General features: G+C 35.6%; 20 protein-coding genes and 1 tRNA gene. 11 read left to right on the plus strand and 10 right to left on the minus strand.

Translation table 11 applies throughout. The features are described 5' to 3' along the window. Positions 1-303 precede the first annotated feature (303 nt). Positions 304-2,226 (minus strand): BCCT family transporter, encoded by a 1,923-nt coding sequence (locus VXS03_RS03695; protein ID WP_327762058.1) that lies wholly within the window; start codon positions 2,224-2,226, stop codon positions 304-306. A 601-nt stretch (positions 2,227-2,827) separates the two neighbouring features. Here VXS03_RS03695 and VXS03_RS03700 point away from each other — a divergent pair. Further along, positions 2,828-3,229 carry an H-NS family histone-like protein gene (locus VXS03_RS03700; protein ID WP_327762476.1) on the plus strand — a complete coding sequence of 134 codons (402 nt, stop codon included), beginning with the start codon at positions 2,828-2,830 and terminating at the stop codon, positions 3,227-3,229. A 121-nt stretch (positions 3,230-3,350) separates the two neighbouring features. Here VXS03_RS03700 and VXS03_RS03705 read toward each other — a convergent pair whose 3' ends face one another. Next, complete coding sequence (locus VXS03_RS03705) at positions 3,351-3,920, minus strand: hypothetical protein (protein WP_442957420.1); 570 nt, start codon at positions 3,918-3,920, stop codon at positions 3,351-3,353. 287 nt (positions 3,921-4,207) lie between these two features. Between VXS03_RS03705 and VXS03_RS03710 the strand changes: the two genes are divergently transcribed. Further along, positions 4,208-4,298 (plus strand) — tRNA-Ser (locus VXS03_RS03710). Positions 4,299-4,367: 69 nt separating this feature from the next. Here the strand turns inward: VXS03_RS03710 and VXS03_RS03715 are convergent. Both VXS03_RS03715 and rpoS read right to left on the minus strand, forming a co-directional pair. Beyond that, positions 4,368-4,880, minus strand: coding sequence for a hypothetical protein (locus VXS03_RS03715; protein WP_327762059.1), 513 nt, complete (start codon positions 4,878-4,880; stop codon positions 4,368-4,370). A 188-nt stretch (positions 4,881-5,068) separates the two neighbouring features. Further along, entirely contained in the window at positions 5,069-5,923 is an 855-nt protein-coding gene (rpoS, locus tag VXS03_RS03720) for an RNA polymerase sigma factor RpoS (protein WP_327762060.1), read from the minus strand. A 214-nt stretch (positions 5,924-6,137) separates the two neighbouring features. Here rpoS and VXS03_RS03725 point away from each other — a divergent pair, with 214 nt between their 5' ends. Next, positions 6,138-6,530, plus strand: coding sequence for a hypothetical protein (locus VXS03_RS03725; protein WP_327762061.1), 393 nt, complete (start codon positions 6,138-6,140; stop codon positions 6,528-6,530). Next, positions 6,530-6,682: a hypothetical protein gene (locus tag VXS03_RS03730; RefSeq protein WP_327762062.1), complete on the plus strand. Its 153-nt coding sequence runs from the start codon at positions 6,530-6,532 to the stop codon at positions 6,680-6,682. Before VXS03_RS03725 ends, VXS03_RS03730 begins: the two co-directional genes overlap by 1 nt. Positions 6,683-6,710: 28 nt before the next feature. On the opposite strand, the gene VXS03_RS03735 is transcribed toward VXS03_RS03730, so the two are convergent. Further along, positions 6,711-7,622 (minus strand): LysR family transcriptional regulator, encoded by a 912-nt coding sequence (locus VXS03_RS03735; protein WP_327762063.1) that lies wholly within the window; start codon positions 7,620-7,622, stop codon positions 6,711-6,713. A 173-nt stretch (positions 7,623-7,795) separates the two neighbouring features. On the opposite strand from VXS03_RS03735, the gene VXS03_RS03740 reads away from it, so the two are divergent. Together VXS03_RS03740 and VXS03_RS03745 are read left to right on the plus strand one after the other, a co-directional pair. Next, positions 7,796-8,350, plus strand: a complete 555-nt coding sequence (locus tag VXS03_RS03740; protein WP_327762064.1) for a YbhB/YbcL family Raf kinase inhibitor-like protein — start codon at positions 7,796-7,798, stop codon at positions 8,348-8,350. A 248-nt stretch (positions 8,351-8,598) separates the two neighbouring features. After that, a complete protein-coding gene (locus tag VXS03_RS03745) occupies positions 8,599-8,826 on the plus strand; it encodes a hypothetical protein (RefSeq protein ID WP_327762065.1) in 228 nt (75 codons plus the stop codon). Between the two features lie 201 nt (positions 8,827-9,027). Here the strand turns inward: VXS03_RS03745 and cspE are convergent, their stop codons facing one another. From cspE to VXS03_RS03765, 4 genes are all read right to left on the minus strand, one after another. Further along, complete coding sequence (cspE, locus tag VXS03_RS03750) at positions 9,028-9,240, minus strand: transcription antiterminator/RNA stability regulator CspE (protein WP_036791338.1); 213 nt, start codon at positions 9,238-9,240, stop codon at positions 9,028-9,030. A gap of 404 nt (positions 9,241-9,644) precedes the next feature. Next, positions 9,645-11,153, minus strand: a complete 1,509-nt coding sequence (locus tag VXS03_RS03755; protein WP_327762067.1) for a DHA2 family efflux MFS transporter permease subunit — start codon at positions 11,151-11,153, stop codon at positions 9,645-9,647. After that, positions 11,153-12,199, minus strand: coding sequence for an HlyD family secretion protein (locus VXS03_RS03760; protein ID WP_327762068.1), 1,047 nt, complete (start codon positions 12,197-12,199; stop codon positions 11,153-11,155). Before VXS03_RS03760 ends, VXS03_RS03755 begins: the two co-directional genes overlap by 1 nt. Positions 12,200-12,738: 539 nt before the next feature. After that, a complete protein-coding gene (locus VXS03_RS03765; RefSeq protein ID WP_327762069.1) occupies positions 12,739-15,573 on the minus strand; it encodes an FAD-binding and (Fe-S)-binding domain-containing protein in 2,835 nt (944 codons plus the stop codon). A gap of 130 nt (positions 15,574-15,703) precedes the next feature. Here VXS03_RS03765 and VXS03_RS03770 point away from each other — a divergent pair, with 130 nt between their 5' ends. Next, a complete protein-coding gene (locus VXS03_RS03770) occupies positions 15,704-16,609 on the plus strand; it encodes a LysR family transcriptional regulator (RefSeq protein ID WP_327762071.1) in 906 nt (301 codons plus the stop codon). Between the two features lie 12 nt (positions 16,610-16,621). On the opposite strand, the gene VXS03_RS03775 is transcribed toward VXS03_RS03770, so the two are convergent. Continuing rightward, positions 16,622-17,104 carry a GreA/GreB family elongation factor gene (locus tag VXS03_RS03775; RefSeq protein WP_327762072.1) on the minus strand — a complete coding sequence of 161 codons (483 nt, stop codon included), beginning with the start codon at positions 17,102-17,104 and terminating at the stop codon, positions 16,622-16,624. Between the two features lie 166 nt (positions 17,105-17,270). Between VXS03_RS03775 and VXS03_RS03780 the strand changes: the two genes are divergently transcribed. From VXS03_RS03780 to VXS03_RS03795, 4 genes are all read left to right on the plus strand, one after another. Beyond that, positions 17,271-17,810, plus strand: a complete 540-nt coding sequence (locus VXS03_RS03780) for a hypothetical protein (protein WP_327762073.1) — start codon at positions 17,271-17,273, stop codon at positions 17,808-17,810. Between the two features lie 940 nt (positions 17,811-18,750). Further along, positions 18,751-19,221, plus strand: a complete 471-nt coding sequence (locus tag VXS03_RS03785) for an SRPBCC family protein (protein ID WP_327762074.1) — start codon at positions 18,751-18,753, stop codon at positions 19,219-19,221. Between the two features lie 163 nt (positions 19,222-19,384). Beyond that, positions 19,385-19,924: a GNAT family N-acetyltransferase gene (locus VXS03_RS03790; RefSeq protein ID WP_327762075.1), complete on the plus strand. Its 540-nt coding sequence runs from the start codon at positions 19,385-19,387 to the stop codon at positions 19,922-19,924. A 119-nt stretch (positions 19,925-20,043) separates the two neighbouring features. Then, positions 20,044-20,349 (plus strand): cysteine-rich CWC family protein, encoded by a 306-nt coding sequence (locus VXS03_RS03795; protein ID WP_327762077.1) that lies wholly within the window; start codon positions 20,044-20,046, stop codon positions 20,347-20,349. The last annotated feature ends 55 nt before the right edge of the window (positions 20,350-20,404 follow it).

Consider the following 20,404-nt stretch of genomic DNA (forward strand, 5'->3'; position numbering starts at 1 on the left):
TATACATATAAAGGTAAATTTACGCCACTTGTTGCATTGTGATTTTTATTGTTATTAGGCTAATGACGAATTTATTGAGCTCAATATCACATTTATATATTCGCTATAAATAAGATAAATTTCTGTTGCCATATTTTATATCGATAAGTGGTTACAGCGAATATGAAGAGATATGGTAATACTTTTAAATGAAAGGAAATATAGAAATACACGGTGAATATATTCAATATATGAACAAAATTTCTTTTAACTTAAAAAAGGCGATCCGAAGATCGCCTATAATAATTTTATCTTAATTGTTAGTTATGCTTTTTGTGCTTCCATATCTAACATTTCTTCTTTCTGTTTCATGATATCGTTAAACAGGATTCGAGCTTCTTGAGCTAATTCTGATGCTTCAAGTTTTGCTTCTTTAGCAGCCATTGCTTCTGCTGTTAAACGGTGCAGCTCTTCTGCTAGTTCTTGAGGTACATCCCCAGAATCAATACCGCTATCACCACTTGCTAATACTTGAGCACGGATTGTTTTCTTAATCTTCCAAATTTCATTCAGCGCACCACGCTCTGTTTCTGCAGCTTCAATCGCAATATCTTTTAACTGTTCAAATTTCGCTAGTGCCATTCCTTCTTTTGACCATGGATCAACATCAGGCAGTTCTTCAATATTGATTACAGGATCTTCGTAACCGTCTTGATTTCTTAAATCTAAAGATGCAGCTTTAACGGCAGATATCATTAGCATGACTGTAATAAATAACAGTGGTAAACCACCAACGATTGCAGCTGTTTGTAATGTTGCAAGCCCCCCCATAAACATCAATACTGATGGCATGAACGACATTGCAAATGCCCAAAATAATCGATTCCAACGCATAGGCTCTTCTGTTACGTCATTTTGAACCACAGAAGCGAGGATATAAGAAATAGAGTCAAATGTTGTTGCTGTAAAAATTAAACATAGCAATGTAAATACAGCTATGACAATCGTACTAAATGGTAGCTGTTCAAGAATAGAGAAGATAGCCTTTGTTGCGCCTTCAGCATTTAAAATACCAACGACATCAAGTGCACCCGATAATTGTAGTGATAAACCGTAATTACCTAACACCATAAAGAAGAGGAAACAGCCCATCGAACCAAAGAAGATCGAACCTGTAACCATCTGCTTAATAGTACGACCACGAGAAATTCGAGCAATAAACAACCCCATACTTGGCGCAAATACTAACCACCATGCCCAATAGAAAATAGTCCAATCTTGTGGGAAGTGCGTATCTTCAAATGAGCCGTAGCCACCAAAAGGTTCTGCCCATGTTGCCATGATGAAGAAGTTAGATAACATACGTCCCAATGAATCAAGACCCGTTTCTAACATGAAAATTGTTGGACCCACGGCAAGAATAAAAGCAAGTAAGCCTAATGCTCCCCAAAAATTAATATTACTTAGTACTTTAATACCTTTTTCCATACCGGCATAAGCTGAGTATCCAAAAATACAGGTGCAGATAAGCAATACTATAATCTGTGTTTCTGTCGATTTAGGTGTTCCAAAGAGATAATGTGCCCCTTCAGTAATCAACGGCGCGGCCAAGCCTAATGTTGTAGCACCACCACCGAGTAATCCAAAAATGAACAACACATCAATAACTTTACCAATCCAACCATGACTACGTGCTTCGCCAATCACAGGCATTAACGCTGCTGAAACTTTCAATACAGGTTGTTTACGTACATAAAAGAAATACGCAATTGGTACTGCCGGTACAAGGTAAATACACCATGCAATAGGACCCCAGTGGAAAACACCGTAAGTTGCAGCCCAACGAACAGCTTCTTCACTTCCTGGTTGTAATTGAAATGGCGGGCTTTGGTAATAATAAGCCCATTCAATAGCGCCCCAGTACAAAATACTCGCACCAATACCACCGCAGAAAAGCATTGCCGCCCATGATGCTGTTTTAAATTCGGGAGCTTCATCTGCATCACCCAATTTAATTTGGCCAATATCAGAAAAAACTATGTAAATCATAAAGAAAAAAGCAGCCATACCCAACGCTAAATATAAAAATCCAAGTTGGTCAGTCATAAACGTTTTTGCAACAGCAATCCATTCTGCTCCTTCTTTAGGGAATAAAAGAAGCGGCACAACCACTGAAATCAACATTGCTAACGCCCCAAAGAATGTGAGCTTATCAATTAATTCAAAATTTTTACGTAATGTATTCAAACGATATCCTTACTGCTATATATCATCCATGAAAAGTTACATATATGATGTTCTTTTAACACTAATCACACAAATGATATCAATAATGGTAACGATGAATTTTTTTGATGGACACAGTTTTTATAAATTATTTGAGCGAATATCATCTATTTGTTGATTTAACCATCAAAAAAGGTTCTATTGAGTCACAATTTGAAACAAATAACCAACTTAATTACCAATTAAAACATAGTGATAGTGAAACTGCATACTAACCAATTTTTATGTGGCAGTTAACATATAGAATTAATGTTACATTGCCAATCAAACAGCTAGATCTATTAACGATTAAAACATTTAATATTTATTGATTATTGTATGTAAGGATTACAATAACACGCCATTCAGTGAGAATTTGTTATTCAACATCGATTAATATTTCCTCTTTTTCTTGCTATATCACTTAACAGAATAATTCTTTTCTCATTAATACTTTAAATAAAAAAGCTGTCAAAATGACAATTAAAAAAGAAAAAATGAGATTTAGTTACAACTATGGTGACTATTTTTAGTGTCTTATTATAAAAGTTAAGTACAATAGGCGAAATTACTTTTATTTAGAATTAATAACATGATTGAAACTCTTTTAAATCTACGCTCTTTAAGAGCTCAAGCGCGTGAAATGTCTATTGAAGATCTACAAGAAGGTCTACAAAAGTTCACCCAAGTCGTTGAAGAACGTCGTGTGGAAGAAGAAGCTGCTAAAGCTGAAAATAAAGAACAAGAAGCAAAGCTACAAAAGTACCGTGATATGCTTGCTGCAGAAGGCATTACACCTGAAGAATTAATCGCATTAATTGGCGATGCACCAAAAGCTAAGAAAAAGCGTGCAACTCGCCCTGCTAAATATAAATTTGTTGATGAAAATGGTGATGAGAAAACGTGGACAGGCCAAGGCCGTACACCTAAAGCACTACAACAATTACTAGATAATGGCGATGCACTCGCTAGCTTTGAAATCTAATTCAAACTTAACTTACTTATATTTAATTAAGTTAATGTTCAAAAAACGCTCCCTGTGTTAAACAATGAGCGTTTTTTTATATCAATTAAAAATCAAAAACTGATTAGACCTTTTTCTTAATTTATTTATTTTCAGCCGCTTGTTGTTCTGGAGTATCATTTCGAGTAGTAAATAATTTATAACTCATGATCATAATAACTAACGCTTTAATTATCATCATTTGAGGATTACCAAAATAGCCAACCATACCGACAAAACCAGATAACAACATTAGTATGCGATATTTTTTCAACTCAGTCATATATAAAGCAATGACAATCACACCTAAATCAACAAATTGTAATCCAACTGCTAATGTTGGCTCAGCAATAAAAGCATTCACAGCAACATAAATAATATATGATATACCTATCACCATAACTGTCGCTAGCAATTGAATAATGATTTTAGCGGTTTGGGTAAAATCCTTAAAATATCGATATAGATTAATTGCTGTAACCGATAAGTTAAGAATAACTTTCGGCCACCACCCCATTAAAATTGACCATACAGTATCATTTGTTGCAGAAGCAAAAGCGGCATAACGGGTAACTTTCATCGTGTTAAATATAGTGATTAATATATAAAACACCACGGATGTCCATCCCAATATATCTTTCAACAAATCAATCACAACACTATCTCTCAACATACCATTAACGATTAATGGTGATTTAATATTAATATTTAACGTATACCCCATATATACAAAGGAATAACATTAAAAATTTAGAGGATAATACCATATGGTTATTAGTTATTACATCAAGTGACAATAGTAATTTTGTATTGCTAACTACTTAAATTATTATTTTATAGAATAAACATATTAAAAATAAACCGCAAAAATGCCTAGATAATAGTATTATTGATTACAGATCATGCAATAAAGATAAATATATTTACATGGCATGTATTTAATCTTACCATCTGCGTTATGGAGAGATGGCTGAGTGGTTGAAAGCACCGGTCTTGAAAACCGGCATACGTTTATAGCGTATCTAGGGTTCAAATCCCTATCTCTCCGCCACATTCAAAAAAACCGCTAATTAATTAGCGGTTTTTTTTTGTCTGTTTTAACCATCTATCTTGAAATCAATTAATTATCTAAGAAATAATCATCATTAAAACGTGATTGACACATAGTTAACACAGATGCTGTTAGTCTTAATGCCATACTAATAGAATCATCAGATTCATTACAGGAGCGTAGTAACGTAATATGATTATTAAGGCAGCTATAGCCTTTATTCACTAAACAAGCAGCAATACACGCGTAGTAATAACTGGTTATATCTTCAACATCTAATTCTTTTAAAGGCGCTAATTGCATCGCATTTGTCTTTGCCGAGCTTAAATTGACACTGTGGATAGCCATATAATAAGCATTTGTGGCAGCCATTCTTACAACTGCATGATTAATGTCTTTTCGATTATTAAGTGTTATATCGCCGACAAGATGTTGAATTGTTTGTAATACTTTTTTATTTTGAGTCGCGAGCGCAGCAGCATAAACAATATATTGCATTCTATTGGTAGATAATAATGATTGCCTAGAGATTAATGCATTAAGTAATTCTGAATGTTCACATGCTTCATCGGTAGTTGGCATAACAATACTCCTAAACTTATGAATGATAATGACTTTATCACTAAGGACATGATGTTATAGTATGCTTCTCAATATAAAGTGCAATCTACAGATATGGAGCATAACTCTGTATTTATGATCAATATTTCGTTAATAAAAAAGATGACAAATGCCATCTCTTTTATATAGATAATAAAATAATTGTTATTTTAGGCTGATGCTGAAAACAACATTTCTATATCGTAATTATCATTAGCCAGCGCTCGCTTTAAACGCATAAGGTTTTTTATTTGTAGTTGTCGAATTCGTTCTCGTGTTAGCCCTACCGCATCAGCAACTTCTTGTAATGTTTGAGGCTCATGGCCTAATAACCCAAACCGACGACAAATTATTTCACGATCACGTTCCGTTAATGTAAATAGCATTTTCTTAGTAACCATTTGCATATCGCTACGTTCTATTAATTTATCCACATTCGCATTATCATCTGCAACAAAATACGATAATGAATTGGTATCATCTTCATTCAATGTTTGTTCAAATGATAAAACATGCTGATTATTTGTCATTAAAAAAGAAATTTCACTCACATCACGCTCTAAATAACTAGCAATATCTTCTGGAGATGGTTCATTATTATTCTTTGTCATTAAATCACGATGAGCGCGTAAAATAGTATTCACTTCTTTTGACACATGCACAGGCAATCGAATAGTACGACTTTGGTTATGAATCGCCCGTTCAATCGTCTGTTTAATCCACCAAGATGCATATGTAGAGAATCTAAAACCTTTTTCTGGATCAAATTTTTCAACTGCCGTTATTAAACCAATATTTCCTTCATCAATTAAATCACTCAATAACAAAGCAGAAGCACGATATTTCTTAGCTAAGCTAACGACAAGACGTAAATTAGATTCAATAAGAACACGTTTAGCCCTTTCATCACCCAATAAAGATTTACGACTATAAAGAATTTCATCTGTTTTGGTTAACAAAGGTTTAAATGATATATCGTTCAAATAAAGCCGAACAACATCATTTTCAAATACTGCTTCCTTCATACATCATCCTTGAGTATTTATTATTATTTATAATTTACATAATAAATCCATTACAACCACAATCACAACAAATAATTACAAAAATTTAACCTAAATCCGAATTTTTTTATTACTCATAAAATTAAACGCTTAGAGGTTATTTTTTTTATTTACTCTATACCCCTAGCGTATAATATTTAGCGATTAACCTCCAAAGAATGACAGAGTAGTTCCTATGCGTCCTTTCATAAAAAAAACAATACTAGTTACCCTTACTATCGGTACTCTATTTTCAGCGGCAGCCAATGCAGCAAACTCCATTGTTGTACAATCATGTGTTAGTAATCAAAACTATGATGAGCAAGGTCTTATTCTTTGTTTACAACAAGCTACAAAAAGCGCTAAAGATCAAGTTTATAATTTTACAAATCAAGGTAATAAATACAGTAAAAAAATCGATCGTCACTGCGCTAGCCAAAAAAACACAATCGATAAAGGAGTTGTAGTGAGTAGTGATCAAGCTAAACTAGCTATGTGTTATGCCAACGCATGGTCAGCGGCCCGTGATTCACTGCTTGGTGAAAAATACAACACAACATTAACAACTGATGTGTATAAGGCTAAATAATGAGGCAGTTATCTGATTATCAACAACAGATTCAATCAATAATTTGTAATAATGAGAACTCACTGGCACAAGCAATTTCACAATTGAGGGCACTGCTTGAAGATATTGAGGATAATGACGCAATTACAGATACAGCGATGCATAGTGAATAAAGCGTCTTTTAGATATTTTTAAGAAATATTAATCATCAGCAGTTACAATATCATCATTAATATATGACTCAATTTCTTTGTAAAGAAGTTGAGTTGCTGGATTCTGCATTTTTTCATAGTTACTCACCAAATAATAACTGGGAATATGATCCTGTATTACACTAAATTTAATAGCTTCAGTAAGAACACCTTGCTCTAAATACGACTCAACAAAAGTACGATTTATAAAGGCAATACCCAGCCCTTGTATTGCGGCCTCAATTGCATGCATTGAGTTTTGAAAATACATCTTACTTTGGTTAGGATGTGATTTAATATTATTATTCGCTAAAATTAAGTCCCATTGAATTAATCTATTCGTCGTTTCGATCAATGTACAGGTTGATAATAACTCGGCTGACAAATGAGTTAGGGGCTTATCAATATAGTCGGGAGCACAAACCGCAATCATTTGTTCCTTAAACAATAACCGGCAATGTTTTTCAGTTGGCTTTTCAATACTATAACGAATTGAAATATCAATATTTTCTTTGTTTAAATCCAATATTTCAATAGTGTCAATAAAGACAACTGAAATATCGTTTTCACTCAGGTATGTGTAATTAATTCGTGGTAATAGCCACTTATTTAATAATGTTGGTGGAATAGATATGATTATTTTCTGTGTTTTTGTCACAAAACCAATATCTGTCGTGGCCTGATCTAAATCTTTTAAAATTAGACCAATACGGTTGAAATAACGCACACCAGCATTAGTTAATTTAATTCCCCTATGTTGGCGAATAAATAATTTTTGACCAATAAACTCTTCAAGTGTCTGAATCTGATGGCTTACGGCACCTGGTGTTACAAATAATTCTTCTGCTGCTAATTTAAAACTTTGTAATCTTGCAGAAGCTTCAAAATAAATAATACCTTTTAATGGGGGAAGTGATCTCACATTGAATCCTTAAGTGATTTTTTCTCAACTATTGGTACAGTTTTATTGGTTTGAGCTATTGTAACTAATAACACATTATACGCATAAGATATTTCACCATAACGTTTACTGATTGTTCGATAATGATAAAACATTAAAATAACGTCAGTTTTAACTAATTAATAGGCACTATTATGAAAATTAAAACGCTTGCCGTGGCACTGCTTTTTACCCTGCCGTCTTTTATGTCACAGGCTGCAATGACATTAACAAGTCAAAATATTACCAATGATCATACACTAAGTAATTCTCAGCTATTTAACCAATGGGGCTGTACCGGTAAGAATGAATCACCGCAATTGAGTTGGGTCGATGTTCCAGCAGGTACAAAGAGCTTTGCGGTAACAATGTATGATCCTGATGCACCAACAGGGAGTGGTTGGTGGCACTGGAGTGTGATCAACATTCCAGCTGATGTGCATTCATTAGCGGAAGGTGCTGGTACGGTTGGTGGTAAATTATTACCAAAAGGTGCAAGTATGGTTACCAATGACTTTGGTTTTAAAGGTTTTGGTGGCGCATGTCCTCCACCAAAGGCAAAACCACATAATTACCAAATCACGGTTTATGCCTTAAATACGGCTAATATCAAACTTCCTGAAAATGCATCACCAGCATTAGCAGGTTATAACATTCTTGCTCACGTTATCGGTAAGGCTCGTCTTGTCGCACCAACAAACGCTCGATAAATAAAAATGATTCATTTGAAGCTACTTCAGCACTTGTAGTAGCTTTAATGAATTAGACATCTTTCTATACCTACTCATATTTCTAATCCCCTTCAATTATAAGCAAATTATATTGCTTACTCGCTATACATAACACTTTATACAGAACATCAATCTGTTTATGGCTCTTATACTAAATACCACTATCATTAACATACAGTATGTCATACTATTTAGAGGGGCAGACATTGTATTTAATAAGGAACACCATGACATATTGGAAAAATCTTCATCTAACAAGTAAAACACACACTGGCCTATTATTATCAATTAATGTCGTTTATCCTCCAGAATTTGAATCTAACATCTACAATGAGATACAAAGTTTAAAAACAACCTATAAATGCCCGCAGATATTTAAGAAAGACGTGGTTAGTATTATTTGTGCTTATGATGGTCGATTAGTTAATTTTAATCAGCAAGAACTGATGCAATAATCAATCGACTGATAATGACATTTAGTACTAAGGAATGGATGCTAATTAAGAAGAATAATTCGTTGGTGAATGATGTAATAAATTATACATCTACAGAAGAAATTAACGCGATGATATTTAAATATAACCTTCAGAAACTACAAAAGCGCAAATAACCAAGTTATTTACGCTTTTATCAAACTTTATAGATTAACTATAAAATTATAGAGCTACAACGTTTGCAGCTTGAAGACCTTTTTGGCCTTGCTCTACTTCAAAAGACACTTTCTGGCCTTCAGCAAGAGTTTTGAAGCCTTCAGAAGCGATTGCACGGAAGTGAACGAATACGTCAGCGCCGCCGTTGTCTTGAGTAATGAAACCAAAACCTTTCTCTTCGTTAAACCACTTTACTAGACCAGTTGATTTGTTAGACATGATGTGTCCCTTATATAAATTCTTTAAAATTATCGCAAATGCGATGCACTGCAGCTTGAATTATTTAAAATGACGATGAAAAGCGAAGGGAAACACGAATTTACACAACAATAACGAAGATGCTTCTAAGGTTTTTCTTTAACTTAATTCTCGATCAATAACTCTAGCTACAGAGTAGAGATATATTCTCATTAAAAGCAGTATTTGTAAAGTTTTTTATAGTCAGTGATTTATAACCGCCTAAAAAAAGCATTGCTATCAAAAACAATACGTTGATCATATTATAAATAATAATAGTATTAATAAAATCAGCCAATTACCATCAAAACTTAGCAAATAAAAAGGCCAAATATTGGCCTTTTTTCTTGGTGAAAATTGACATCTTCGTGCTTAAAAAATGTTATTTAATTCTCACTAATTGCATTTTTTTTAAACCGATATAAGGCTAACAATGGTAATAATGCAACGTAAGAAAACATCAAGAAACCAAATGTATAGACAAACGCCAGTAGTGTTGATTGTTGATGCAGTAACGCACCTACTTGCGCAATAAAATTAGGATCCGTCACTGTAGTGTGATGCTGCATTGCTTGTTGCTGTAATATTGGATTGGTTGCCGTAATATCAGCACCTAATGCATGCCACTCTCGTTGTTGAGTACGGCTAAAATAAGTGTTTACGATTGAGATACCAAATGAGCTACCAATGGTTCGGCATAAATTAAACATTACTGCGCCACCAACAGCATATTTTTGCTCTATTGTGCGGTAAGCCATTTGACTCAATGGTGCAAACACCAATCCCATTCCCATACCTTGAATAATTGACGGCACAAGAACCCAATAAAAATTAATATTCATTGAGTACTGCATCATTAGATAAGTACCAAAAATATTAAAGCCAAGCCCGACCGCCACCAGCATTCGAGGATCTAATCTATCCATATATTGCGCCATAACGAGCAATACAACAGCAGAGGCTAATCCACGCGGAGCCATAACAAAGCCTGTTGTTTCAACTGGATAGTTTAGTAATTGTTCCAACATCATCGGTTGCAGTTGGGTAATACCAAACAATCCCATCGAAAAACCAGCCATGATCAGACATGATACCGTCAAGTTACGATCTTTTAGTAGCCACATAGGTGCGATGTCTCCTTTTGTACGTAATGAACGTACAATGAAGAATACCCATGCAATTGCACTGATAATTAATGAAAATAGAATGAAATTAGACTCAAACCATCCTTCTTCATTACCTCTATCAAGTACCATCTGTAATAAGCCGATACCAATAGCCATACCAATAACAAGTGGCCAATCTAGCTTGGTTTCTCCTTTACCATCAATCTTAACAAACAGATAAACTAAGGTTAAACACAGTGCTCCCACAGGGACATTCACATAGAAAATCCAGCGCCAGTCCATATTTTCAGTGATAATACCACCGACAGTTGGCCCTAAGATTGGTCCTAGCAAAATACCAACACTGAATAATGCCATTGCTTTACCGCGCTGATCTGCAGGGTAAATTTGCACCATCGTTGATTGTGCGAGTGGAATAACTGACGCCCCAAAAGCCCCCTGCATAATACGAAAGGTGACCATTTCGGCAAGACTATCAGCTTGACCACACAAACCAGATGTAATAATAAAGCCAACAACAGAAACGATCAGTAACTTGCGTACACCAAATTTAAGCGCAAAATAACTCGCAAGAGGAATACAGATCGCCTCAGCCATTGAGTAAGAAGTAAGTACCCATGTCACCTGTTCAGATGTAACCCCTAATGCCCCCATCATATGCGGCAAAGCAACGTTGGCAATCGTCATATCGAGCAATACCATGATCGCTGATAACATAACGGCTAAGGTGATCCATAAACGGTTAGCTGGTGTAACTGACCCACTCATTAGTTAGTCTCTGATTGAGTATCAATAGTAACATTTGCACTCGCACCAACGCGAAGTAATGGTTTATTTTTCAAATCAACAAACTTCACACGTACAGGGAATCGTTGTGGTACTTTCACCCAGTTACCCGTTGCATTTTCAGGCGGTAGGAGTGAGAAAGATGAACCACTTGCAGGAGAAAGAGCTTCAACTTGAGCTTGATAAGTTACATCCGGATACATATCTAATGTAACCTTAGCCGTCATACCCACTTTTAATAAACCAATATCTTTTTCTTTATAGTTAGCTTGTAGCCATGCAGTATTATCTTCAATTAATGGCATCATAGCTAAACCAGGAGAAACAACACTACCAGGACGAACACTAACCTTTCCTAACTCACCGTCATGTGGCGCGTAGATATTAGTATAAGAGAGATTCAATGTTGCTTGACTTAATGCAGCAGCGGCTTGCTTAACTTGTGGGGCTTCATTGCCTTTCGCACCTTGTTGGTTAATCAATTGCGACATTTTTGCACGAGCGGCTTCAAGTGAAGTTTGCGCACCCGCCAACTTGGCTTTAACATCATCGCCTTGCTGTGCTGGTAACAACTTACGATTAACTAAATCCATTATGCGATGATACGTTTTTTGAACATCAACTAGATTAGCATCAGCCGCACGTACATTTGCACTTGCAGCTAAAATAGCATCATCAGTGGCTTTATTTTGCTGTGTTGCCACTTCATAAGCCGCTTTCGCTTGTTCTAGCTCAATTTCATAAGGGGCTGGATCAATCTTAACCAATAAATCCCCTTCAGTAACATGTTGATAGTTTTCAACGTTTACATTAAGTACCTTGCCACTGATTTGTGGGGCAACATAAAGAATGTTGGCATGAATATAAGCATCATCAGTACTTGGATATAATTTTTGATGACGAATATAAAAATATCCTGCGGTACCTAAACCGGCAGCAATAACAATAAAAATAATAATGTTGCGAAACTTATTTGTTTTTTTTGTTGCGTTTGGTTGTTCTACTTGAGCCGTATCTGTCGTTGCCATGGATTTATCCTATTTAGCTAAAAGTTAGCTAAATTTGAGTCTAGATGATAGGAATTATTTTCGCTAAAAATGTTACTTGTATTCATCATGTGTACATCATTATCGTCTTAGGATTAAAAATAATTTTGTACTACAGATAAACGTAACTTATAGCCATAAAATAATAAGCTTGCACACCAATGCTTTCAAGTACAGATAAATGTTACCCACAACACAAACATATAAAATGACATCGATTTTTACAGCTTATTTAATATGATTTAGAGTAAATGCATTAAAATAGTGATTTTACTTCGCTAAATAACCATAATTTGACAGATCTTAATTATAGATAAGGGGTTATTTTAAATATAAAAACTTAATAACCACTTTTATTTACGGTGGCTTTTTGAACACTTTTCCATAAATCTCTGCCATTAAAATACACCGTCATCTATCGCGATATATATTGAACAAATTTAAAAACAAAAGCCCTATATGAATAGGGCTTTATTGTTAGTGATTTTTATCTACCTTAGACATAACTAAGTCACTCTGTATTAATGTAAGCAACTTACTTTATCTACTAAATATAAAATAGAGCGGTATTCAATACCGCTGTGTTCTGATAAGCCAATTTCACAAGTTCGGCTATTTGAATACCCTTCACTACATTCAACTGGCACCTGTGCTTTTAATGGCGCAAGTGCACTAGCGTTAAGCTCTGGCGTAGTAAAACCTTTGTCTCCAGCAAAACCGCAACAACTAATATCGTCGGGTATAATTACATTCACTGCACATGCTTTAGTCACTTGCTCAATCAGTGGTGCTAAACTTTGGCGCCGTGAAGTACAAGTAATATGCAGCATCACAGGCTCTATTTGTGGAGTGATTTTTAATCTTGATAAAACAAACTCAGCAACAAATTTAAATGGCTCATAAATAGTTAATTCTTTACGTAAATATTGCTTGCTAGTGCTAGCACACGGACTGGTATCCATCAAAATTGGATATAACCCTTGTTCTGAGGCTGACCACAATGCTTGCTCTAATTGTTGCGCTTTAAGATGTGCGGTTTCAGGAAAGCCCTTACTTGTATAAGGCATTCCACAACATTGATTCTCTAAATCAGCAGGTAAAATAACCTCATAGCCCGCTTTTTCCAATAACGATACTGTAACTTCAGCTAATGCCCGCGGATCCTTTGCTTGCGCTTCAGCTCCCATATTTCGTGCGGCACAACTTGGAAAGTACACGACACGTTCTTTAGTAATACCATTAATAACTGGCGCAACGATTTTAGTCGCAGGTAGAGGTAAATGAGGTGTCCACTGCGGTATTTTATGGCCTGATAGTTGATAAGCTTTATAGGTCAACTTACGCATTCTATTCGTACCCAATACTTTATGCATCTGGCTTGCCATCGTAAGCCCAGCTTTCGCTGACGCAGTTACCGTTGCAAAATGATTTCCTGTCCATGATGCTATTTTCTTTGCTTTTTCAGTATGATTTTGGCGTAATTTTCGAACTAAATCACCAGTATTAATGCCAACAGGACAACGATCTGCACATAAACCGGTTGCTGCACATGTATCGAGCCCATAGTAACGGTAGGTTTTTTCCATCGCCGCTAAACGAGCCGGATCCTCATCACTACGCCGTAAACGAGATATTTCACGAAACACAGTATTACGCTGACGTGGGGTTAATGATAAATTACGCGAAGGACACACAGGCTCACAAAAACCACACTCCACACATTTATCAATCAGTTCATCTGCAACAGGCATGGCTTTTAAATTTTTAATATGTGATTTTTTATCGGCATTAATGATCACTCCTGGATTTAAGATACCACGAGTATCAAAAATACCTTTGATCGCCAGCATAAGTTGATAACCGTCATTTCCCCATTCAAGTTCAATAAACGGTGCCATATTACGACCAGTACCATGTTCTGCTTTTAATGAACCTTGATAATCAACAGCAACCAATTGAGCGACAGCGTCCATAAAAGCACTGTAGCGTTCAATTTCAGGCTGTGTATCAAATGCCTGTGTAAAAACAAAGTGTAAATTGCCCGCTAAAGCATGACCGAATATAATGGCTTCATGATATTTATATTGTACAAATAATGTTTGTAAGTCGCGTACAGCAGGAGCCAGTTGAGTGATAGGAAAAGCGACATCTTCAATAATTACGGTTGTACCACTATCTCGAACTGCGCCAACGGCAGGAAACAGTTCTTTACGAATGCCCCATAATTGATCACAAACCTTTGCATCACGGCTAAATTTCACTTGTTCAATTGGTGAAAAAGCATTGATTATCTGTTGTATGCCATCACTTTGAAGATCTAAATCTAGCTCATCTTCAGCATGTAACTCAATCAATAAAGCCGCAGCTTCGGTATTACCATCAATACCTAATTGAGCAATAAAACGTGGCATACCGGGTTTTTCTGCCACAGATGCCAATGAACGGTTATCCATTAACTCTACCGCTGCAACACGGGTTTTACTCAGTTGACTCACAGCGAGACATGTTTGCTCTATATCAGCAAAAACAAACAGCCCCGATGCTTTAAATGCATGGTTGATAACGGTGTTATAAGTAACATCGGCAATAAAACCTAATGTTCCTTCTGAACCAATAAATAAGTGCTGTAACACATCAATGGGATCATCAAAATCCACCAGCGCATTTAAACTGTAACCCGTGGTATTTTTTAAGCGGTATTTATGGCGAATCTTATCAGCTAAAACACGGTTAGCCTGACATTCACTCACTAATAACATCAATTCAGAAATCATCTCAGCATGGCTTTTTTTAAACGCAGCAATACTATTAAGATCCAACGTATTAAGTAGCGTACCATCAGCCAATACTACCGTCATTCCAGCAATAGTACGATAGCTATTTTGTGAGGTACCACAACACATTCCAGAGGCATTATTGGCAACAATACCTCCAATTTTACAGCTATTAATAGAGCCAGGATCGGGGCCAATTTTACGTCCAAAGGGCGCTAAAATAGTATTTGCCTCTGCGCCAATAATCCCCGGCTGCAGCCAAATTTGAGCCCCCTCATTTAGCACTTTATAATCACGCCACCGACGCGTTAATGTAATTAACACTGAATCTGATTGAGCTTGTCCAGAAAGGCTCGTTCCCGCTGCTCGAAAAGTAACGGCAATTTCACGCTCGTAACACATTTTAACGGCAAAAATAACTTCATCAAGCGTGTCAAGCTGTAGAACTAATTGCGGTAACAAACGGTAAAAACTGGCATCAGTACCATAAGCAAATAGTAATGTTGGATCAGTAATAATTCTTTTTTCATCAATTTGTTGGCGTAATTGTTCTATTAAATCCGTATAAACAGGCTGCATCATTGCTCCATATAATTATTGTTAAGCATAATTTCCATGCTAATTATTTTAATAAAGGATGAATAATTTTACTGCTATAGGTATAGTTGATATATATTGATTAATTCACATCTGTGTTGCAAAAACTATACTAATGCAAACCACTAAAAATTTATTACTGTTCTATCATCTAATTGAAACAGGATCATTTAGTAAAGCAGCCGAGCATATCGGTTTAACTAAGTCCGTTGTCAGCAAGCGTATTACGGGATTAGAAACAGCATTAGGCGTGCAACTTATTTACCGTACTACCCGTAAATTAACCCTAACAGAAGCTGGTGAAGTGTTTTATCACCATGCCAGAGAAGTTTATAACGCCGTTCAAAATGCTAATGATGCAATGAATGGTTTAGGTGAAAGCTTAACGGGCACTATTCGATTAACCGTCCCCACTATTTCAGGAGAGCTTATTCTGCCAGAGGCAATTGCCGCGTTTAGTGAGAAATATCCCGATATTCATATTGAAATGGATCTTGATAATCGTTTTGTTGACTTGGTACAAGAAGGGTTTGATTTAGCCATTCGTACTGGTGCAATGCCTGATTCAAGCTTTATTGCGAGGCAATTAGTTGAAGCTCGTTGGGTTATCTGTGGCGCGCCTAGTTATCTTGCACGACATGGAACCCCCACTAATACAGAACAATTAAGTCACCATAATTGCTTAGGTTATAGCTTTCAAGAAACAGGAGCTAATGCTTGGCTCGTCAACGACAAACTAGGTTCTCATACCATCCATGTTCATGGTAATTTTACGACCAATAACGCTTCAGCATTACGTGGAGCCGCATTGCACGGTCAAGGATTAGTTTATGTACCCAAAGTATTAGTGGCTCAAGACTTAGCTCAAGGCACATTAATTGAAGTATTAGCACCTTATGTGGCTAAATCATTAGGTATTTATGCGGTATATCCTTATACCAAACAACAACCAACGAAAGTTAAACTACTTATTGAGCATTTACATTTTTATTATCAACGTCATTGTGATCAGTTTCAATAAGCGTTAATAACATTATTTAATACTGATCACATCAAACCATATAACATTGTTATTAATATGAATATCGACTTCTTCATCAATACTACGCCCAAGTAATGCTTCACCAAAAGGAGACGTCGGTGTCACGATAATCACATCTTGTCCATCAATCGTAAACTTTAATCCGCCAGCGGCAGGGCCTAAAAATACATTTTTCACATTGCCGTCATGATCTTCTAAAACAACCAAATGCCCAACTACAACCGTATCTTGCTGGGTTGGCATTGCAGCCAATAAATGTTGATATGCACTAATATCAGCTTTACATTCAGCAACCCGTTGTGCCTGACCATGAGCAAGATATGAAGCTTCTAATGCAAAAGTATCATATTTATTTTCAGCAACATTTTCATCGTCTGTTGCGGTATTGTAAGCACGCATTGCAGCTTCAGTTGCTATGTGTAATGTCAGCTCTAACTGCTGTTGAATATGATCGAGTAATACAACTTTATTCATCACAGATCCCTCTCTATAACCAAATGGGCGCTGATTATACATTGAATAGAGAGACAAACAAAAATGGCAATAAACGATTGTTATCAGTATCGGTTCACATTAAAGAAATGCACCTCGATGTCGATATATTGTTGTCTTTATTATTACAAAATTCAGGTCTATTTATATGTGTATTGTTAAACAGCTATTATGTGTGATGTGTTTTGTGATAGCACAACCCGCAATGGCATTAACCCCGATCCATTTACTCAACTATCAAGATAGCTATGGTAATCTTTCACTAACAGACAGCGGCAATATTCGCTTACCTGATCCCTTAATCGTGAACGGCAATCTTAATCTCGAAAATAGCCGCATCAGCATGCTGCCTTTACGCCTTACGGTGAAGGGGAACCTTAATTTAGCTTATAGCAGCATAGAGCACTTACCTTTAGCTCTCAACGTTGATGGGTATATCAATCTTGCTTACTCTAAAATTAAAGAGCTTAACTTTGGTTTACGAGTACTCGGTGATCTTAGTGTTGCACATACTCAACTCAAAAAACTCCCTGATAACCTTTATGTTAAAGGTGACTTATTGCTGCAATATAGCCAAATTCAAACCTTACCGAATAAACTGGTCGTCGACGGTAATATTTATATCGGTAATATGCCACTAAAAGTTCTACCAATTGATATTGTTCTTGGTGGCTCGTTATATAGATAATAATAAAAATTGCATATATAAGTATTCACATTGAGCCAAGCACCAATGCAAACGTTTGCTTTTATGTAAAATGAAATAAATAAGGATTTAAATTATTAAAGGAGATATAAGTTAGCCAGAAATTTTCTAACGCGAATATAGATTTCTGGCCACTTTGGCAGTTGATATTTGTAATAAACAATCTTCAACAAACATTTAATTAGAGGATAATTAAATGTATTCATTCCTTTATTGCCTATTAAAGAAATGTTTTATTCAAACTTAAGCTTTTATAGCTTTAGTTGTTTGATTTTTATGGTAAAACCACTGTCTGCGACTACGTGTTTTCATTATAAACCTCTCATTTTTTTCCCAATGAGCAAGGTTGATATCACTATGTATTAATACCGTTCTTACTCGACTATTCGTGTTCTACTTAACCAATGTTATATGACACTATAATGACACATTAATTGAATTATTATGAACAACTTCTTGTGTGTATATCTATTTATGACAACAACTTCTACCAACAAGTTCAATTGTGAATAAATATCACTGTGATAAGACTTCGTGGAGGGTAATTTAGGAAAGAATATAAACTAAGACTTTCTGGTTTTTGAATTAACTTTCACCTAACGATCTATATCAACACAGTTAATATAATTATATTTTTACACTTTGACAACTCTTCTCATCTGTTTTTTTGTGATATATCTCTTCATTTTATTAATTATATGATTAAATTAAAGCTAACATATTGCTAAACAAGGTAAAAATACCCTTTTTTATTTCATCACTCTTTAATAATTATTTTTTAAAGATCGTATATTTCGCTTCTCTTTGCCTAAACGTTGCCGGCAACAGTTATTTTTGGTTTTTTAAGTATTATTAGAATGCAAATATCGTCCTAACATCTATGCTTAATGATGCGAAAAGGTTTCAGATTTGGGAAAACATAATGACAATACACAGTATCTCGATTGAACTTACAGCCAATGCACCTAGAAAGGTCTTGTTTGCCTTACTCTCAGATCATGAGCAACTACATCGGTTCTTCAATGCCAATTACATCTTACTGCGTACAGGTAAGCCACATAATAATGGGATTGGCGCGATTCGTGAAGTGAACAACGGTTTTTTTACTTATCAAGAACAGATTATTGATTTCAAAGAAAATGAACATCTTCATTATAAAATTATCACCGGAGCCCCCATTGCCGAACATGGTAGCTGGATTAAATTTATCAGTATCAATGCAGAGCAAACAAAAATCATGTACCACATGACCTTTTCACCTAAATTTATCGGAACAGGATGGCTGATAAAACAACATATTCATCGCTTTATTAAATTGGCCTTAATGAAATTAATTCATTTTAGTGAAGCCCACCCCCACCTAATCAATCAAACCACAATCAAAGATCCTTAAATAAACACGACTTCGAGATCCAGTACTTAACAATAATTCAGTGTGACTCCACAGATTCCACTATTTAAGCCAGTAACCTACTCAATAATTGATCGTAGCCCTATAAATTAATTTATATTTATTGATTAATAGTCACATCGAGCCATATATGTGAGCATCTTCTATGACTAAAAATCAACCACTACTAACGACTGAACGCTTAATACTGCGTCCTTTAGAATTATCCGACTCAACCAAGATTCAACGACTAGCAGGCAATGTTGATATCGCAAACGGTACGATCAGTGTTCCACACCCTTATTCTGATGGTTTGGCTGGAAAATGGATCGGAAAACATTTAGCCGGCTGGCATAGTCACCAGTCCGCTATTTTTGCTATTACGCTTAAAAGTAATCACCAACTTATAGGCTGTGCAGGATTAGAAAACATTAACCAGCACAGTGCACAACTGGGTTATTGGATTGGTGTCCCTTTTTGGGGTAATGGTTACTGTACAGAAGCTGTTGAACGCATAAAAGAGTTTGGATTTAATAAGCTTAATTTACACCACCTTTATGGACGGCACTTAAAAACAGTCTCAGGTCCCGAAAATGTCATGATTAAAATTGGTATGAAGCACGTCCCTACACTCACAATACCAAGCCATCATTTATCACAAGAGAATATTGCAATCTATGAGGTGTTAAAACAAGTAGCGTCATAAATAGATTAAGTGATTTAAACAAACAACTACCATATTATCATGGTAGCGAAAGTAGCATTTACACTTATTAATCGTTAGCATATTGATTATTGAACATGGCTTATTAATGAGTATAAAACGTGAAATCACCTTGTGTCGCTAAATGTAAAAACAATGCGGGAATTTGCAGTGGCTGCTTACGCACAATGACAGAAATCAGCCACTGGATAGCTTATCCAGAACACCAGCAACTGGCTATCATGGCTGAAATAAAAGCAATAACATCAACCCATTCGTGTCCGCAATGTCAACAACCAGCGCAATGTGATATTCAAGCTGGAAAATCAACTTGTTGGTGCTTTGAGATTGAACCACGTCAAACACTCACAAATTCAACGAATACTTGCCTATGTCGTCAGTGTTTATCATTAATGCCTATCTTGTAATGATCACTATTAGTATAAAAAATAAACATTTATGCCATTACGGCTTACCATCAGT

The organism is Photobacterium sp. S4TG1 (assembly GCF_036040035.1).
In the GTDB taxonomy this organism is placed as follows: domain Bacteria; phylum Pseudomonadota; class Gammaproteobacteria; order Enterobacterales; family Vibrionaceae; genus Photobacterium.

Bases quoted from the DNA above. Each gene is read 5' to 3' on its own strand.
- VXS03_RS03705 (WP_442957420.1), bottom strand. From the start codon at position 3,920: ATGTTGAGAGATAGTGTTGTGATTGATTTGTTGAAAGATATATTGGGA.
- VXS03_RS03715 (WP_327762059.1), bottom strand. From the start codon at position 4,880: ATGCCAACTACCGATGAAGCATGTGAACATTCAGAATTACTTAATGCA.
- rpoS (WP_327762060.1), bottom strand. From the start codon at position 5,923: ATGAAGGAAGCAGTATTTGAAAATGATGTTGTTCGGCTTTATTTGAAC.
- VXS03_RS03725 (WP_327762061.1), top strand. From the start codon at position 6,138: ATGCGTCCTTTCATAAAAAAAACAATACTAGTTACCCTTACTATCGGT.
- VXS03_RS03730 (WP_327762062.1), top strand. From the start codon at position 6,530: ATGAGGCAGTTATCTGATTATCAACAACAGATTCAATCAATAATTTGT.
- VXS03_RS03740 (WP_327762064.1), top strand. From the start codon at position 7,796: ATGAAAATTAAAACGCTTGCCGTGGCACTGCTTTTTACCCTGCCGTCT.
- VXS03_RS03745 (WP_327762065.1), top strand. From the start codon at position 8,599: ATGACATATTGGAAAAATCTTCATCTAACAAGTAAAACACACACTGGC.
- cspE (WP_036791338.1), bottom strand. From the start codon at position 9,240: ATGTCTAACAAATCAACTGGTCTAGTAAAGTGGTTTAACGAAGAGAAA.
- VXS03_RS03755 (WP_327762067.1), bottom strand. From the start codon at position 11,153: ATGAGTGGGTCAGTTACACCAGCTAACCGTTTATGGATCACCTTAGCC.
- VXS03_RS03760 (WP_327762068.1), bottom strand. From the start codon at position 12,199: ATGGCAACGACAGATACGGCTCAAGTAGAACAACCAAACGCAACAAAA.
- VXS03_RS03765 (WP_327762069.1), bottom strand. From the start codon at position 15,573: ATGATGCAGCCTGTTTATACGGATTTAATAGAACAATTACGCCAACAA.
- VXS03_RS03770 (WP_327762071.1), top strand. From the start codon at position 15,704: ATGCAAACCACTAAAAATTTATTACTGTTCTATCATCTAATTGAAACA.
- VXS03_RS03775 (WP_327762072.1), bottom strand. From the start codon at position 17,104: ATGAATAAAGTTGTATTACTCGATCATATTCAACAGCAGTTAGAGCTG.
- VXS03_RS03780 (WP_327762073.1), top strand. From the start codon at position 17,271: ATGTGTATTGTTAAACAGCTATTATGTGTGATGTGTTTTGTGATAGCA.
- VXS03_RS03785 (WP_327762074.1), top strand. From the start codon at position 18,751: ATGACAATACACAGTATCTCGATTGAACTTACAGCCAATGCACCTAGA.
- VXS03_RS03790 (WP_327762075.1), top strand. From the start codon at position 19,385: ATGACTAAAAATCAACCACTACTAACGACTGAACGCTTAATACTGCGT.